The following is a 15369-nucleotide window of genomic DNA, read 5'->3' as shown; positions in this document are numbered from 1 at the left end:
CCTAGGTTCAATAATTTGCAGCCCTTTGGAGACAGCGCTACCTTAGTGCCTCGATTTTTGTTTGGCAAGCCGCCTGATGACCTCCAAGAACGATAAAAATACCCGCACGACGGGCCGCCCTACCCTCAATGAAGTTGCACGGCTGGCCGGGGTCAGCCCGATCACCGCCTCACGCGCCCTGCGCGGTATCAGCAGCGTCGCCACCGAACTGGTGGAAAAAGTCCAGCAGGCCGCCGCCGAACTCAGCTACGTGGTCAACCCCGCTGCCCGTGCCCTGGCCTCGGCCCAGAGCCATTCGGTGGTAGTGCTGGTGCCGTCACTGTCCAACCTGCTGTTTATCGAAACCCTGGAGGCCATCCATCAAGTACTGCGGCCCAAAGGCTTTGAAGTGCTGATCGGCAACTCTCATTATTCGCGTGATGAAGAAGAAAACCTGCTGCGCAACTACATGTCTTACCAGCCACGGGGGTTGCTGTTGACCGGATTCGACCGCACCGAAAGCGCGCGACGAATGGTCGAGACCAGCAATGTGCCGTGCGTGTACATGATGGATCTGGACCCCAATGCCGGGGTGAACTGCGTGGGTTTCTCACAGTTGGCAGCAGGCGAGACGGCGGCGGCGCATTTGCTGTCCCGGGGGCGTAAGCGCCTGGCCTACATTGGCGCGCAGTTGGATCAGCGCACGTTGTTGCGCGGTGAAGGTTTCCGCCGCGCCTTGCAGCAGGCGGGCATGTACGACCCGGCGCTGGAGCTTTTGACACCCCGCCCCTCCTCAGTGGGCCTGGGCGGCGAACTGTTCCTGCAATTGCTGGCAGCGCATCCGGATGTGGATGCGATCTTCTTCGGTAACGACGACCTGGCCCAGGGCGCCCTGCTCGAAGCCCTGCGCCATGGCATCAAGGTGCCTGAACGCGTGGCAGTGCTGGGCTTCAACGACTTGCCTGCATCGTCATTCATGGTGCCGCGCCTGAGCAGCATCAGCACGCCACGAGAAGCCATTGGCCGCAGGGCGGCGGAGCATTTGTTGACCATCATGGCGGGCAACAAGATCGCCAAGCCGGTGGTGGATATGGGGTTTGAGTTGCAGGTGCGGGAGAGCACCTGACCCGCTCGTTCCCACGCTCTGCGTGGGAACGATCAGAAGTCTGCCTGTGTTAATGGCGGCTGTGCGTAGGACACTTTCGGGTGCGCCGGCTTTGAGTGTCCACCGGTCTACTAACCTGCGTACAGCTGCCACCCTCGTTTAACTCGCTGCTCGGCAAGGCCATGGACCAGCACACACCACGCTGCTGAGACCTTACTCGGTCCAAATGTGGGAGGGGGCTTGCTCCCGATTGCAGTGGGTCAGCTATCTGTAAGTTGACTGACCCACCGCTATCGGGAGCAAGCCCCCTCCCACATTTTTTAACCATGCCCGCTTGCGCCCTGCTAGATTGACCACTTTCCATCGCCAGGGAAGAACCATGGGACATTCACTGAAAATCTTGGGCCGCACTTCCTCCATCAACGTGCGCAAAGTGTTGTGGACCTGCCAGGAACTGGGCATCGACTATGTGCGCGAGGACTGGGGCATCGGCTTCAAGCCCACGCAGTCCACCGAATTCCTCGCCCTGAACCCCAACGCGCAAATACCTGTGCTGATCGACGACCACGGCGTGCTGTGGGAGTCCAACACCATCTGCCGCTACCTCGTCGGCCTTTACCAACGCCACGACCTGCTGCCTGTCGAACCGGCGCCACGGGCCCGTGTCGAGCAGTGGATTGACTGGCAAGCCACGGAACTCAACCGCGCCTGGAGCGATGCCTTTACCGCCCTGGTACGCAATAACCCGGACGGCCTCGACGCTGCGCAGATCGCCGCCGCGGTGCAGGTATGGAACGACAAGATGGGGATTCTCGAACAGCAGCTGGCCAAGACCGGAGCCTATGTGGCCGGCGAGGAATTCTCCCTCGCCGACATTTTGATCGGCCTCTCGGTACACCGCTGGCAGGCAACCCCCATGCAGCGTCCGCCCTACCCAGCCATTGCCGCCTACTATCAGCGGCTCAGCCAGCACGCCGGTTTCAAGACCTTCGCCCTCGACGGCCACAACTAAGCACAGGGACCCCACGTGAACGGACTCAACGTACTACTCACCGGCGCCTGCGGCAGAATCGGCAAGACATTTTTCCAAGCCTCGCAAGACCGCTACCGCTTCACCCTCACCGACCGCATCGCGCCGGATTTCGACCTGGGTGGACACCGCTTCGTACACGCCGACCTCAGCGATAAATCCAGCCTGGCGACCCTGCTCGAAGGCATCGACGTGATCGTGCATCTGTCGGGCATCCCCCACGCCAGTGCCTCGTTCGACGAATTGCTGCCCAACAACATCCTCGCCACCACCTACCTCTTCGAAGCCGCCGTGGCTGCCGGCGTGCAGCGCCTGGTGTTCGCCAGCAGCGCACAAACCATCGAAGGCTATCCGGTCGACCGGCAGATCACCCCCGGCATGCAGGTGATGCCCGCCAACCTGTATGGCGTGAGCAAATGCTATGGCGAGGCGTTGTGTGGCTACTACGCGGCCAAGACGCCGCTGTCGACCATCGCCCTGCGCATCGGCGCTTTTGAATTCCCCGAAACCCACGACCTGAACAACGCTCGCGACCTCAGCGCGTGGCTCAGCCCGCGGGATGCCGTGCAGCTGTTGCAACGCTCAGTGGAAACCGTCGGCGTGAAGCACCTGATTGCCCACGGCATTTCCAACAACCGCTTCAAGCGCCTGGACCTGAGCGAGACCACGCGTGTGCTGGGCTACCAACCGTTGGACGACGCGTTCCAGGTATTCGAAATTCCCGTCACTTACTGAGTTTTCACCATGCCTGCACACGCCACCAAAGACGGCCTCGACCCGCTCCGCGCCGCCCATATCAGCGCACGCATCGACCGCCTGCCCGCCGTGGCCACCATCTGGCGCCTGGTGGCGCTGCTGTCTATCGGGGGTTTTTTCGAGCTGTATGACCTGTTCCAGACCGCCTATATCAGCCCCGGGCTGATCAGCGACGGAATTTTTCATACCGGCAGCCAGGGCGTGTTTGGCTTCTCGGACCAGGCCGCGTTCGCCTCGGCGACCTTCCTCGGCCTGTTCCTCGGTGCCAGCCTGCTCAGCCCCATCGCCGACCGCTTCGGGCGCCGGGCGATCTTCACCTTTGCATTGATCTGGTACACCGTCGCCACGGTGCTGATGGGTATTCAAACCTCCGCCCTGGGCATCATCTGCATGCGCTTTCTGGTGGGCATCGGCCTGGGCATCGAACTGGTGACTATCGATGCCTACCTCTCGGAACTGGTGCCCAAGCGCATGCGCAGTTCGGCGTTTGCCTTTGCGTTTTTCATTCAGTTTCTGTCGGTGCCCGCCGTGGCCTTGATGTCGTGGTGGCTGGTGCCCCAGGCGCCGTTCGGCATCTCCGGCTGGCGCTGGGTGGTGTTGAGCAGCGCGGTGTTTGCGCTGTTTATCTGGCAATTGCGCAAGCGCTTGCCGGAATCGCCGCGTTGGCTGGCACAGAAGGGCCGTTTCGAAGAAGCCGGTGCGATCATGGACAACTTGGAAACACGCTGCCTGAAAGATCACGGCAAGCCCTTGGATGAGCCGGAGCCCGAAGCCGTCAGCGTTCAAGGCCGCGGGCGTTTTGCCGATATCTGGCAACCACCGTACCGGCGCCGCGCCTTGATGCTGATCGTGTTCCATGTGTTCCAGGCCATCGGTTTTTTCGGCTTCGGCAATTGGTTGCCGGCGCTGCTGTCGGGCCAGGGTGTCAGCGTGACCCACAGCTTGCTGTACGCCTTTATCATCACCCTCGCCTACCCGCTGGGGCCGTTGCTGTTTGTGAAGGTGGCCAACCGCTTTGAAAACAAATGGCAGATCGTCGGTTCCGCCATGGGCGCGATGATCTTCGGCAGCCTGTTCGCCCTGCAAACCAGCGCATTGGGGCTGGTGTCCTGCGGGGTGATGATCACCTTCTGCAATGCCTGGCTGAGCTTCAGTTATCACTCGTACCAGAGCGAATTGTTCCCCACCAATATCCGCGCACGGGCCGTGGGGTTCTGCTATTCGTTCAGCCGCCTATCTACGGTGTTCAGCAGCCTGTTGATCGGCTTTATTCTCGAACACCTGGGCACGCCAGGGGTGTTGGCGTTTATCGCCAGCAGCATGCTGATCGTGATGATCACCATCAGCTGGTTCGGGCCGCGTACGCGTAACCTGGCGCTGGAAAATATCGCCCACTGACGGCAATGCTTGGCCGCCAGCGGCAGCATGCTTGCCGCGGCAGCCAAGCCATTCTCAGTAAATATTGAGGTTTGCACACACGGCACGCTATTTGCTCCAGCTGTGGCACCGACCATTTGCACAGGTGACCGATCATGCTGGTTAACAACAACACCCAAGCCATGTCGACCGTCCAACAGATCAAGCGACCCGACATGGACCCCGCCAACGCCGCCGCCAGCGCGTTGTACAGTGGTGCCCTTCAGACTGCGCAGCAGAACATCACAGTGCCAGTTGCGCAGAAGGAACTGGACAAGGCCAGCGATCGCATTGACGAAGCGTTTGCCAAGACCCGTGTGCAGCTGCAAGCCACTGCGCCGAACAGCGATGTGCCGGCCACCAGTGTCGCCGGTTCAGCACGCAGTGAGTTCACCGATTACATGACCAAGACCCCGGCCGAGCGCATTCGCGATCAGTTGCTCAAAGAACGCGGCCTGACACTGGAGCAACTGAACGCCCTGCCGGTGGAAGAGCAAAATGCCTTTGCCAAGGCAGTGTCCGAGCGGCTCCAGCAACAGCAACAGCAGCAGGTTGCAGCAAAGACGGCTGACCCACAGGCGCAGACGGTGAAAGAGACCCTGGCTGCGATCTAGTCGCCCAGGGAATCCATGACCTGATGCCGACTTGTAGGCGCTATTGGGGCTTTAAGACGACTTGCTGCACATCGACCTTTTTCGGGATCAGGCCGTTGGCAAAAAACAGGTCCGCCGTGCGCTGCTGATTGGCGACGTCGATCGCCTGCAAAGGACGGATCGGCGCGGGCGAGCGATGCTCGAAGTAGCTTTTGACCACCGCCGGTGGCAGGCCAAGGGTGCCGGCCATCAATGCAATGCTTTCATCGGGTTGGTCGAGTGATAGTCGCTGCGCCTTGCCGAGGGTCTGGATAATGGTGGCAATGGCCTGGGGATGTTGCTGGGCGAACGGGCCGTTGACCACAAAGAAACTGCCAGCCGGGTTAAGACCCTGACCATCACCCAGCACGCGAGCGGAGCCGTCGACCACCGCGGCCGAGTAGTACGGGTCCCAAATCACCCAGGCATCGACCTTGCCTTGTTCGAAGGCAGCACGGCCGTCGGAAGGTGAAAGGTACACCACGTTAACGTCCTTCCATTGCAAGCCGGCGCGCAGCAGGCTCTTGAGGAACAGGTTGTGCGCGCTGGACCCCTTGAGCAACGCCACGCGCTTGCCCTTGAGCTCGGCGACGTTCTGCACCGTGCTGGCCTTGGGGACCAGCACGGCTTCGGTCTTGCCGTCGTTGGGCTCGACGGCAAAGTACTGCAAGTCGATGCCAGCCGCCTGGGCAAAGATCGGCGGGATGTCGCCGATATTGCCGATATCCAGGCTGCCCGCATTGAGCGCCTCGATCAACGGCGGGCCGCCGAGGAATTCGGTCCATTGCACCTGGGTGCCGGGCAGCGCGGCTTCGAATAGCTTGTGCTCGCGGGCGAGCACCATGCTTACCGAACTTTTCTGGTAGCCGATTCGCAGGGTGGGAGGTTCGGCGGCGAGCGCAGGCTGGGCCAGGACGGTGAGCGCCAGCAGTGAACCACCTAGCAGGTTTTTCAGTTTTTTCATGGTTGCCTCATGGTCGTGATCGTGGGCGAGTTGGCCGTGTGCAGTGAGTCAGGCGTGGTGTTCATTCCAGGCGCAACCGCAGGCGACCGTTAAGCGCGCGGGCCATGTAATCACTGACCGAGCGCGGGGAAATTCCCAATTCGGCGGCGATCGCGGGATACGTCAGGCCATTGAGTCGGGACAACAGGAACGTCGCCCTGACCTTGGCCGGCAGGCCGTCGAGCCACTGGTCGACGACTTTCAGCGCCTCGCACGTCTGGGCCAGGTTTTCGGGGGACGGCACGCTGAAGGCTTCATCGTTATCCAGGACATCGAGATAGGCGCGCTCCAGGTCACGTCGCCGCCATAGCTGATACATCAGGCGCTGGGCAATGGTAGTGAGCAAGGCGCGAGGCTGGCGGATCGGGGCGACGTCGAGTGCGCTCAGGAGCTGGACAAAGGTGTCGGCGGCGATGTCTTCGGCGTGTGCACGGGAATCGAGTTGACGATACAGGCGGCTGCACAGCCAGGCGTAATGGCTGCGGAACAGTGCGCCCACGTAGTCGCGGTGAGAGGTGTCGGCGCCGGACATAGTGGCTCCTGTCGAGTAGGTTGCGCGTTATGTCCGGTGTTCCGGTGGAGCGATCCTAGCAAAGCCGCTTATTCTTTAATAATATTAAAAATGCATTTTAATATATCTTTATTGAATATTCGTGTAACCAAGGCTTGCGGCTTGCCGTTGGTAATCCAACAACACCTGATAGTCGTCCTCGCTGGCGGGGAGCACGGCTTGCACACCGAGGGTTTGCACCACCTGCGGCAGGTCTTGCAACGCCAGGTTCATGGCTTCGCGAACCTGCTCCTGCTGCACATCGCTCAAGCCCAGCGGGCCGATATAGGGCAAGGTCGGGCTCGACGCGCTGCGGGTAACGATGCGCAAACCCGCGACCTCTTCGGGCGCGAAACGCGCCAGGTAGTCATAGGTAATGCTGTCGATGGCGGCGAGGTCAGCGCGGTCTTCGCGCAGCCAGCGCAGGCTCTCACGGTGGGCGCCGCTGATGGCGATGCTGGCGAAGAAACGCCCATCGCGCTGCAACGGTGCCAGGCAGTGGCGCAGTAGGTTCATGCCACTGTTGGAGTCGTGGCCGTTGATCACCCCGCGGCTGTTGTAAAACTGCGCCAGCATAGTACGTGGGTTGTCAGCGCGGCTCAGCAACAGGCTGCAGTGTTCGCCATTGCTGCTATGGGGTAGCTCGTAGCGGGGGCGACCGATAACGCGTACCTGGCCGCGCAGTTGGGTCATCAGCGGGTAGCCGCAGGTTTGGGCGACCAGCAATTCAGGCGCCAGCCACAGGCTCGGCAAGTCGAGGTGGTCGGCGTTGAGACGACGCAGGCCCAGGCGTTCAAGGATGCGCGCAAGCCACTGTTGATTGGCCCGCTCGATGGGCTCCGGCGCGACATACATGCGCAACTCGGCGTAGTGCTTACTCATGGGCATATCTCAGGCAAAAGGGTGCCGAGGGCTGTCGATGGCCTTGAGGCCGTGGCGACTGATCAACTGGCCGTAGCCCTGCACCAGGAACCCACCGCTACGCGCCAGCCATTGCTCGCGACGGGCGCGATATACCGTGGGTAGCAGGTACCAGGGAAGTTTGGGCAGGTCGTGGTGCACCAGGTGCAGATTGTTGTTGAGGAACAACCAACGCCAGGGCCAGGACGCTTCGTTGAGCACCGTGCGTTGTTCCGGCCGGAGATGCGGGCGGTGTTCATAGTAGGAACGGATCGACGCCAAGGACATGGCCGGTACGCTGACCAGCAGCAGGTAATGCCACACCGGCAGAACGCTGTAATGGGTGATAAACCCCAGCATCAACAGGGTCACGACGCCGTGGGCCAACCACATCGGCCAAACCTCTGGCAGGCGTTGCCATTGATCGTGCACCAACCGGCTGATGGCCAAGGGTGCCGCCAGCAGCAAGCGACCGACTACCGTCTTGGTCAACCAATGCACGCTGCGTTGCAAGCGCGAGCTGGCGTCCCACTGCTGTTGGTTAAGGTAGCGGCTTTCGGGGTCGATGCCGGGCAGGGTCAGGTCTTCGTCGTGGTGATGCAACAGGTGGCTGTCGCGGTACAGGGTGTAGGGGTACCACACGGCAAACGGCGCGTAGCCGAGCAGTTTGTTCACCAACGGGAAACGGGTGGGATGGCCGTGCAGCAACTCGTGTTGCAGCGACAGCCAAAGGGTCACCAACGGGATCAGCAACAGAGTGCTGCACCACAGGCCCAGCCAGTGGCTGGCAAGCAACACACCGAACCAGCCGATATACACGCCGAGCAACAACAGCCAGGTGGGCCATTCGGTCTTCGCGGTAAAACTTGCAGCCAGGGCCTGGATTTCCCGGCGGTGGGTCAGGTCAAGGTAGTTGGCCATCGGCAGCTCAGAGCAGGTGTTTCCCACTCTGTGCCGCGAAGCGCGCAAATCTTGCAGATCCTTTGGTTCTAAGCTTGTAACTCAGTGACCGAACAGGCCGGTCTCGGACTTCTTGGCTTTCTTGTCCGCGCGTTTTTCATCGGCGGTCTTTGCCGGCTTTTTCTTCGCGGCTTTCTTTGAATCCATACCTTTGGCCATGATGCATGCTCAACTGAAAGGGGATGTAGCACTGGGTATACCACCTATTGCCCGACAGAAGGCGCTTATAATCCCCGGCCCTTGATAATGCTGGCCAGAAGACCATGCCCGAATTGCACATCGAACCGCTGGCAGAGCCCCTGTGGCCACTGTTGAACAAGTTTTACCGCAGCCACAATTCCTCGATGAAGGCCCTCAAGGGTGGACGCTTGTGGGTGGCACGCGACAGCGAGATCGTGGCCGGTTTGTGCTTGAGCCCGGTGGTGGGTGGGCAGTGGCTGACGGGGGTGTTTGTCGATCCGGCCTATCGCGGCCAGGGGTTGGCGGCACGCTTGATTGAGCAGGCGGTAGCCGGAGTGGAGGGTACGGTGTGGCTGCTGTGCCATCCGGATCTGGAGGGGCTGTATCAGCGTATGGGGTTCAGCCAGGAAACGGTATTGCCGCAATCGCTCAGTGAGCGCTTGGTGCGCTACAAACGCAACAAGCCGATGATTGCCATGGGGTTCTCAATCATCTGAATGATGCCGGGCAAAAATGTGGGAGGGGCGGTGCAACGATTCGACTCGCCCACTCCCACATTGGGATCTCAGGTAGCCTGGTGTTTATTCGTCAGCTGTTGGGGCCATTTCCGGGAACATGACTTCGATAAACCCGAATTTGCTGAAATCGGTGATCCGCGATGGGTATAACCGGCCAATCAAATGATCGCACTCATGCTGTACCACTCGCGCGTGGAAGCCATCGGCAAATCGTACAATCGGTTCGCCTTTGGGATCGAAACCTTCGTAGCGAATTTGCTGGTAACGGTCCACCGCTCCACGTAAACCCGGCACAGACAGGCAACCTTCGTAGCCCTCTTCCAGCACCGGGCTCAACGGGGTAATCAGCGGGTTGATCAGGATGGTCTGCGCCACCGGCGGCGCGTCCGGGTAGCGCTCGCTGGCTTCGAAACCAAAGATCACCAGCTGCAGGTCAACGCCAATCTGCGGCGCGGCCAGGCCAACTCCACCTACATGTTCCATGGTCTGGAACATGTCGTCGATCAGTTGCCACAGCTCCGGGCTGTCGAACATTTCCGGCGGCACCGGCGAGGCGATACGCAGCAGGCGCTCGTCGCCCATTTTCAGGATTTCACGGATCATCGCTCTGGCACTTCATCAGGGGTGGGCTTGGAGTGGTCCCGGCCTAGGCCCGAGACGTGCTGTTTTTCACTGGTGTCACTGGGTTCGTCGAATTCCTTTTCACCGGGCTCCTTGCCTTCGGCGGACATGTGTTCGATCACGGCATTCATCTCCGCGCCCAGCAGCAACACGGCGGCGGAAATATAGAAGTACAGGAGCAGGACGATAATCGCGCCGATACTGCCATACATGGCGTTGTAGTCGGCGAATGTCTTGACGTAATAGCCAAAGCCAAGGGAAGCCACGATCCACACCACCACGGCCAATACCGAGCCTGGAGTGATAAAGCGAAACTTCTGCTCCACGTCAGGCATCACGTAGTACATAAGCGCCACGGCGAACATCAGCAGGATCACGATCAACGGCCAGCGCAGAATAGTCCACAAGGTGACCACGAATTCCTGCATGCCGATCTGCCCGGCGAGCCATTCCATGACCTGCGGGCCAAGCACCATCAACGCCGCGGCGGCCAGCAACATGCCGGCGATACCCACGGTGTAGAAAATCGACAGGGGGAAGCGCTTCCAGATCGGCCGCCCCTCGACCACGTCGTAGGCCGCGTTCATCGCACTCATCATCAGGCGTACGCCCGCAGAGGCGGTCCACAGCGCGATGACAATACCCACCGAGAGCAGGCCGCCCTTGGACTGCTGCAACTGGTCGATCACCGGGTTGACCTGCTCCAGCGCCTGGGGAGGCAACACCAGTTCCGATTGCAGTCGCAGCCAGGTAAAGAAGTCCGGCAGGTGCAGGAAACCGATCAGGGCAATGAGGAACAGCAGGAAGGGAAACAGTGAGAACAGCATCTGGTAAGCCAGTGCCGAGGCGTAGGTAGGCATCTCGTCATCGACGAATTCCTTGACGGTGCGTACCAGCACCTTGTGCAGCTTGAGACCTTCGAGTACCGGAAAAATCATAGCGTCTCCTTTCGCCGCAAAGAGGTTGAGTTCGTGGGCGACTCAAGGGCCGTTTTCTACATCAAAGTAGCCCATTTGGCGACTTTGAAACAATTTCCAAAGTTTAGTTGCAACCGCTCACATAAAAACGGCCATCCGTGGATGGCCGCAGGGCTGCGAGAAACCAGCCGGCGAAACAGGATTATTTGGTGGCTTTCTTTACCGCGTCCTTGGTATCGCCGACCGCTTTCTGCACTTCGCCTTTCTTCTCTTGAACCACGCCTTCAGCGCGCAACTTGTCGTTGCCGGTGACTTTGCCGACACCTTGCTTGACGTTGCCGACTGCTTCGTTAGCCAAACCTTTTGCCTTATCCGATGCACTGCTCATGGTATTTCTCCTGGAACAATCGAGGGTTTCGGTCATTACGTAGAGGTTGACCCGGGGCCATGTGGCAGAGTTTCAATTATTTTCGGCAGGCATTTCATCGCAGGCCGCAGGTTTGGCTTTATGTTTTGCCCCCAACCCACGAGAATGCCCGGCACATTCAGGCTACACGGCTGAATAACAGATCCCGTAGGAAGGTTATGAAACTCAATAAAGCGCAGGCCATTGCCCGTAGAAACCAGGAACTGGGCGGTGCCGTACTCGGCGTCAACAACTGCCACTTCACCGACCTGGACCGCAAACGCAACATCTGGTGGTTCGACCTGCCAGTGGCGCGGATTGCCGTGGGCCAGTACGAGTGGATCCACCTGTTGATGCACAACGCCGAGACCGACCAGTTGCTGCACCTCAAGGTGCCGACCGTGTTCCTGCGCGAAAAACTCGAAGGCCTGGTGGTGCGTAATGCCGGCAAGCGCAAGCCGGAGATTACCCTGGAGCTGAGCGCCGACAAAGATTCGTTCCTCAAGGATGTGCGCCCGGCGGGTGCGGGCGTGAGCTTCGCGCAGTTCGCGCTGTAACCTGGCAGGTAAAGGGCCGTGGGCGAGAGCGTTACGCCCTCGCACCTTCGCTCCTTTTCAGGCGGTTGCCACGGACCGGCTGGCAATACGCTGGGCCAGGGCGATGGCGAACAGGCAAAACAACGCCATGACCAAAATTCCCAGCATCAGTCCCATCGCCGTGCTGGTGTGCCCCTCAGAGAAAAAGTACAGCGCCAATGCAGCACCGGCCATCTTGATAGCCCCCTGCAGTGCACTCCCGGTGCCGGCGTGTTTGGCCTGGCCATGCAAACTGATCCCCAACAGCAGCGGTGAGGACAACCCACAGCCAAGGGCGACCAAAAAGCCGTACACCACTATCGCCGGCGCCGTGACCAGGTTGAATGCCTGGAGCACCAGCGGCGCAAGCGCTGCCAACCCCGTCAGCGCAACCAGGGACGCCATCAGGATCCGCTCAGGCGAGTAGCGATTCAAGAAACGCTTGGTCAGGTAAGACCCCAGGACAATACCCGCAGAGTAGCCAACGAATAGCAGGCCGTTCTCCTGGCTCTCCAGATGGAACTGCAGCTGATAAATAAACGGACTCGCGGTGAAATAGCCGATGGTGATCGCAAACAGCACCGCGGAAACCAGGCTGTAGACCATGAAGTTGAAGTCCCGTAGCAGCACCTTGAAGCCCTCGAGCCGCTTGGCAGGCACACCGTGGAGTGGAGCCGTTTCAACCAATGTAGCTTTGATAAACACCGCGCCAAGCAGCGTGATCAAGGTGAGGGCGTAGAAGTTGTATTGCCAGGGTAGCGCTGCAGTAATAAAGCCACCCAGCACGGGCGCAATCGCTGGCGAAACCTGGGACGCCATGGAAAAAACCGTCAGTGACTTGGACAGTTCGGTTTTATCCTTGAACGTATCGCTCAAGATTGCCCGGCTTATTACGGGGCAACCGCCAGCACCGATGCCGGTCAACAAACGAAATAGATAGAGCGCCTGGATACTGTCTGCCGTCGACGTCAAGTAATTGCCCAAGGCGCCAAGGGCCAGGGACACCATAATCACCGGCACCCGCCCTTTTCTATCGGAGATCGGCCCATACACCAGTTGCGACAGTGCAAAGCCCGCAAGATAGAAAACCACCAGGTTTTGGGACTGTGCGTCCGTCACCGAAAATACCCGTGCGATTTCGGGCAAGGCCGGGTTGTACAGGTCGATTGAAAACAATCCCAATACCAGGATCAGGCAGGAGTTGGTGATGACCATTTTTGAATTCACAACAGGCTCCTCACAGTAAGGGGTGATCTTTCAGGCGTGAGCTGTATTCGCTGTTGGGCGTGGCATGTCGCCCGTCGCACTTGATTTCAATGAGATGAGGCCGAGCCGCGCTCATGATGCTTTCAATACAATCGTGCAATGCCTCTGGGGTACTGACGCATGTCGCGCTCACGCCCAGGCTCTCGGCAAACAGGCACCAGTTGTAGTCAGGGATTTGCGTCAGCGCAGGCAAGTTATCTTTGTTATTGAAGTAACTTGCCGAATACGACCTGTTGTTGAAAACGACAAAGACGATATTCAACCCATGTTTGGCGGCGGTGGACAGCTCAAGCCCTTGCATCAACATGCAGCCGTCACCGGTAACCACCATGGTCTTGCCATGGGCACGGGCGAAACTTGCACCTATGCCCGCAGGGATACTCCAGCCCATCGGGCCCAGGGTGGTTGCCGATAAATAAGCGCTGGGGCCGCGGGCGGTCCAATAGTGACCGAAGAACGAGCGATGCGATCCCGAGTCGACACACACCACGCCATCACTGGGGAAATACGACTGCAGCACGGGGATATAGGCCGCGGGATGGTCTGCGATATTGCCTGTGGCCTTGGCATCGACCGGATAATGCAAAGGCACCCGCTGAAGATCATTCGACCACTTGGAACGACTTTCCTGTGTGGCGGCCAGCTCCTCTGCATGAACCTCGCAAACCAGGCGCAAGAACCCATCCCCCGTCGCCACCACGCCGTGATCGATATCGAGAAAACGCCCCAGGTAATCCGGGCTCTCGTCCACCTGGATAGCACCACATGCCGGCCTTAACTCATGGGACCACAGCATGGTGCTCCATTGAGTGGTGTCGAGCCCCAGTAAAATCACGCCATCCACACCGTTCTTGAAGGCTTCAATGGCGCGTTTATTTCCTGAATAACCGTAAACCCCGAGTGCATTGGGGTGGTCTTCCGGAAACAGGCCTTTGGCGCTCAAGGTGGTGGCGACCGGGATCGAAAAACGATCGGAAAACGCCACGAGCGCGGCTGCCACCTTGGCGTTCTTGCAACGCAGCCCCGCGAGAATGACGAGATTGGTCGAGCGCTTGAAGACTGCCTTGATCGCAGCACTTTTGATCTTTTCGACGGCAAGCGCTTGATTGCTCCACGACTCCAGTACGCTTGGAGCGATATCAACGCGAGCCATGGACTTTTCATACAGCGCTTCTTTGCTGACAGCCAGGTAAGTCGGGCCTTTTTCCACGCCCCTCAATAGCCGGACCGATTCGCGCAGAAAGGCCGGCAAGGGTTGCCCGGCCTTGACTTCAAGGGCACTGCGGGTGATGGGTTTGAACACATCGCACAGATTGACGCCCGTTTGGCTGCCGTCCTGGAGCACGTTCTGCATTTCCAGGGAGGAAGCAATCTGGCCTGACAGCAGCAAGACCGGTTGGTGATCGGTATAGGCAGACGCTATCCCAGTTAACGCATTGGTGACTCCCGGGCCGCCGATGACCAGGCACACCCCGATTTTTTCACTGGCCCGGGCATAACCTTCCGCCATATAAGACGCACCTGTTTCGCAGGCAGTGACGACCGGCTCAATCTCCAGCGTTCCGGAACCATCATTGGGATAACAACGCATAAAAGCATTGATCAGTTTGCCGGGCACCATGAAGAAGTGCGTGACGCCAAAAGACTGAAGTTGGCGAAGAATGTAATGTGCACCGGTTTCGCCAGTACTTTGCAAGTCCATTGCAATCCCCTGTTCAGATTTCAATAAAAGCGATGCTTTCGCGCTTCATCTTCAATACGGCATCCTGAGAAAAAGAGGATGGGTATCGCACATTGGGCATATCGGCAAAATACGGCTTAGGGCTATTCGGCAAATAGTCGGACACGTGCAGACTGCGTTCTGCCCGTGCGCGCAAGTAGGTAATATAGGAAGCGTTATGCTTGGTCGACGCGGAGACAGTCCATTGAATGGCCAACTTCGTCGCCACGGGTGTTTCATCGGGTGCGCTGCTGCGGTGAGTAACTCGATTATCCCAAATGACCAAGTCGCCAGCCTTACTCATGACGGTGCGCTCAAAGGCCACAGGGTCAGCAAGCCTGAGTTTGACTTCATCCTTGCTAAGTTTATGCGAACCGGGTAATAACGTAATACCGCCGCCCGCGACTGAGTCATTATCTTGAAGATAATAGGCACACTGCAAAAACTCAGGAGATGCACTGGGCTCAATTACTTCTTCAGGCAGAAAATAAGCATCGTTATGCCAAGGTATATAAACACTTTCACGCACCGTAAAATTGGGCAACAAAGAGAAATCCGACTGGAATATCTCCTTGATAGCGTTGACGGCTCGGGGCTCAAACAGCGCGTTGATCATGTCACTGAATTGTAGAAAGGCCGTTGGCAGCAGCGTGCTTTGCTGAGTCTGCGCCAAACTGCGAGTATAAGTCTCACGCAACGTGGTCACTTGATCGCTGGAAAGAACTTTCGGAATAACGACATACCCTTCTTGTTGAAGCTTTTCTCGATAATTCATGTTTTATAGTCCGTTATAAAGAGGGTAACCCGGTCACCCTCACTTTATTTCATGGATGAT

At 58.8% G+C, this 15369-nt stretch carries 17 protein-coding genes; 7 read left to right on the top strand and 10 right to left on the bottom strand.

What is annotated here, in order from left to right:
- The first annotated feature begins 73 nt into the window (after nt 1-73).
- From ASD70_RS24810 to ASD70_RS24790, 5 genes are all read left to right on the top strand, one after another.
- The gene (locus tag ASD70_RS24810) at nt 74-1105 is read left to right on the top strand and encodes a LacI family DNA-binding transcriptional regulator (protein WP_162252763.1); all 1032 of its coding nucleotides are present in this window, start codon (nt 74-76) and stop codon (nt 1103-1105) included.
- Nucleotides 1106-1463: 358 nt separating this feature from the next.
- Complete coding sequence (locus tag ASD70_RS24805; protein ID WP_046069235.1) at nt 1464-2096, top strand: glutathione S-transferase family protein; 633 nt, start codon at nt 1464-1466, stop codon at nt 2094-2096.
- 15 nt (nt 2097-2111) lie between these two features.
- Nucleotides 2112-2849 carry an NAD-dependent epimerase/dehydratase family protein gene (locus ASD70_RS24800; RefSeq protein ID WP_046069236.1) on the top strand — a complete coding sequence of 246 codons (738 nt, stop codon included), beginning with the start codon at nt 2112-2114 and terminating at the stop codon, nt 2847-2849.
- A gap of 9 nt (nt 2850-2858) precedes the next feature.
- The gene (locus ASD70_RS24795; protein ID WP_056847665.1) at nt 2859-4268 is read left to right on the top strand and encodes an MFS transporter; all 1410 of its coding nucleotides are present in this window, start codon (nt 2859-2861) and stop codon (nt 4266-4268) included.
- 134 nt (nt 4269-4402) lie between these two features.
- Complete coding sequence (locus tag ASD70_RS24790; RefSeq protein ID WP_056847664.1) at nt 4403-4900, top strand: hypothetical protein; 498 nt, start codon at nt 4403-4405, stop codon at nt 4898-4900.
- 40 nt (nt 4901-4940) lie between these two features.
- Here the strand turns inward: ASD70_RS24790 and ASD70_RS24785 are convergent, their stop codons facing one another.
- The 4 genes from ASD70_RS24785 to ASD70_RS24770 form a co-directional block, all read right to left on the bottom strand.
- Complete coding sequence (locus ASD70_RS24785) at nt 4941-5882, bottom strand: aliphatic sulfonate ABC transporter substrate-binding protein (protein WP_046069239.1); 942 nt, start codon at nt 5880-5882, stop codon at nt 4941-4943.
- Nucleotides 5883-5943: 61 nt separating this feature from the next.
- On the bottom strand, nt 5944-6453 hold the full coding sequence (locus tag ASD70_RS24780) for a sigma-70 family RNA polymerase sigma factor (protein ID WP_046069240.1): 510 nt from the start codon (nt 6451-6453) through the stop codon (nt 5944-5946).
- 108 nt (nt 6454-6561) lie between these two features.
- On the bottom strand, nt 6562-7353 hold the full coding sequence (locus ASD70_RS24775) for a phosphate/phosphite/phosphonate ABC transporter substrate-binding protein (RefSeq protein ID WP_046069241.1): 792 nt from the start codon (nt 7351-7353) through the stop codon (nt 6562-6564).
- Nucleotides 7354-7362: 9 nt separating this feature from the next.
- Nucleotides 7363-8292 carry a fatty acid desaturase gene (locus ASD70_RS24770; RefSeq protein ID WP_056847663.1) on the bottom strand — a complete coding sequence of 310 codons (930 nt, stop codon included), beginning with the start codon at nt 8290-8292 and terminating at the stop codon, nt 7363-7365.
- A 302-nt stretch (nt 8293-8594) separates the two neighbouring features.
- Between ASD70_RS24770 and ASD70_RS24765 the strand changes: the two genes are divergently transcribed.
- Nucleotides 8595-9008 (top strand): GNAT family N-acetyltransferase, encoded by a 414-nt coding sequence (locus ASD70_RS24765; RefSeq protein ID WP_056847662.1) that lies wholly within the window; start codon nt 8595-8597, stop codon nt 9006-9008.
- A gap of 84 nt (nt 9009-9092) precedes the next feature.
- On the opposite strand, the gene def is transcribed toward ASD70_RS24765, so the two are convergent.
- The 3 genes from def to ASD70_RS24750 all read right to left on the bottom strand — a co-directional run bounded on the left by def (nt 9093) and on the right by ASD70_RS24750 (nt 10955).
- On the bottom strand, nt 9093-9632 hold the full coding sequence (gene def, locus ASD70_RS24760; RefSeq protein WP_046069244.1) for a peptide deformylase: 540 nt from the start codon (nt 9630-9632) through the stop codon (nt 9093-9095).
- Nucleotides 9629-10588, bottom strand: a complete 960-nt coding sequence (locus ASD70_RS24755; protein WP_046069245.1) for a YihY/virulence factor BrkB family protein — start codon at nt 10586-10588, stop codon at nt 9629-9631. Before ASD70_RS24755 ends, def begins: the two co-directional genes overlap by 4 nt.
- 181 nt (nt 10589-10769) lie before the next feature.
- Entirely contained in the window at nt 10770-10955 is a 186-nt protein-coding gene (locus ASD70_RS24750) for a CsbD family protein (protein WP_046069246.1), read from the bottom strand.
- Between the two features lie 197 nt (nt 10956-11152).
- On the opposite strand from ASD70_RS24750, the gene ASD70_RS24745 reads away from it, so the two are divergent.
- Entirely contained in the window at nt 11153-11530 is a 378-nt protein-coding gene (locus tag ASD70_RS24745; RefSeq protein ID WP_046069247.1) for a hypothetical protein, read from the top strand.
- A 57-nt stretch (nt 11531-11587) separates the two neighbouring features.
- On the opposite strand, the gene ASD70_RS24740 is transcribed toward ASD70_RS24745, so the two are convergent.
- Genes ASD70_RS24740 through ASD70_RS24730 form a run of 3 tightly spaced genes read right to left on the bottom strand, consistent with a single transcriptional unit; the run spans nt 11588 to nt 15309 of the window.
- Complete coding sequence (locus ASD70_RS24740; protein WP_056847661.1) at nt 11588-12775, bottom strand: multidrug effflux MFS transporter; 1188 nt, start codon at nt 12773-12775, stop codon at nt 11588-11590.
- Nucleotides 12776-12785: 10 nt separating this feature from the next.
- Nucleotides 12786-14516, bottom strand: coding sequence for a thiamine pyrophosphate-binding protein (locus ASD70_RS24735; protein ID WP_056847660.1), 1731 nt, complete (start codon nt 14514-14516; stop codon nt 12786-12788).
- Between the two features lie 13 nt (nt 14517-14529).
- A complete protein-coding gene (locus tag ASD70_RS24730) occupies nt 14530-15309 on the bottom strand; it encodes a phytanoyl-CoA dioxygenase family protein (RefSeq protein ID WP_056847659.1) in 780 nt (259 codons plus the stop codon).
- Nucleotides 15310-15369: the final 60 nt, after the last annotated feature.

This window comes from Pseudomonas sp. Root569, assembly GCF_001427465.1.
GTDB lineage: Bacteria > Pseudomonadota > Gammaproteobacteria > Pseudomonadales > Pseudomonadaceae > Aquipseudomonas > Aquipseudomonas synxantha.
This window is presented reverse-complemented; position numbering and strand designations above follow the sequence as displayed.

What these genes read in the sequence shown, in the direction of transcription:
- ASD70_RS24795 (WP_056847665.1), top strand. Translation starts at nt 2,859, where the DNA reads ATGCCTGCACACGCCACCAAAGACGGCCTCGACCCGCTCCGCGCCGCC.
- ASD70_RS24785 (WP_046069239.1), bottom strand. Translation starts at nt 5,882, where the DNA reads ATGAAAAAACTGAAAAACCTGCTAGGTGGTTCACTGCTGGCGCTCACC.
- ASD70_RS24780 (WP_046069240.1), bottom strand. Translation starts at nt 6,453, where the DNA reads ATGTCCGGCGCCGACACCTCTCACCGCGACTACGTGGGCGCACTGTTC.
- ASD70_RS24730 (WP_056847659.1), bottom strand. Translation starts at nt 15,309, where the DNA reads ATGAATTATCGAGAAAAGCTTCAACAAGAAGGGTATGTCGTTATTCCG.
- ASD70_RS24735 (WP_056847660.1), bottom strand. Translation starts at nt 14,516, where the DNA reads ATGGACTTGCAAAGTACTGGCGAAACCGGTGCACATTACATTCTTCGC.
- ASD70_RS24775 (WP_046069241.1), bottom strand. Translation starts at nt 7,353, where the DNA reads ATGAGTAAGCACTACGCCGAGTTGCGCATGTATGTCGCGCCGGAGCCC.
- ASD70_RS24765 (WP_056847662.1), top strand. Translation starts at nt 8,595, where the DNA reads ATGCCCGAATTGCACATCGAACCGCTGGCAGAGCCCCTGTGGCCACTG.
- ASD70_RS24750 (WP_046069246.1), bottom strand. Translation starts at nt 10,955, where the DNA reads ATGAGCAGTGCATCGGATAAGGCAAAAGGTTTGGCTAACGAAGCAGTC.
- ASD70_RS24745 (WP_046069247.1), top strand. Translation starts at nt 11,153, where the DNA reads ATGAAACTCAATAAAGCGCAGGCCATTGCCCGTAGAAACCAGGAACTG.
- ASD70_RS24770 (WP_056847663.1), bottom strand. Translation starts at nt 8,292, where the DNA reads ATGGCCAACTACCTTGACCTGACCCACCGCCGGGAAATCCAGGCCCTG.
- ASD70_RS24755 (WP_046069245.1), bottom strand. Translation starts at nt 10,588, where the DNA reads ATGATTTTTCCGGTACTCGAAGGTCTCAAGCTGCACAAGGTGCTGGTA.
- ASD70_RS24805 (WP_046069235.1), top strand. Translation starts at nt 1,464, where the DNA reads ATGGGACATTCACTGAAAATCTTGGGCCGCACTTCCTCCATCAACGTG.
- def (WP_046069244.1), bottom strand. Translation starts at nt 9,632, where the DNA reads ATGATCCGTGAAATCCTGAAAATGGGCGACGAGCGCCTGCTGCGTATC.
- ASD70_RS24790 (WP_056847664.1), top strand. Translation starts at nt 4,403, where the DNA reads ATGCTGGTTAACAACAACACCCAAGCCATGTCGACCGTCCAACAGATC.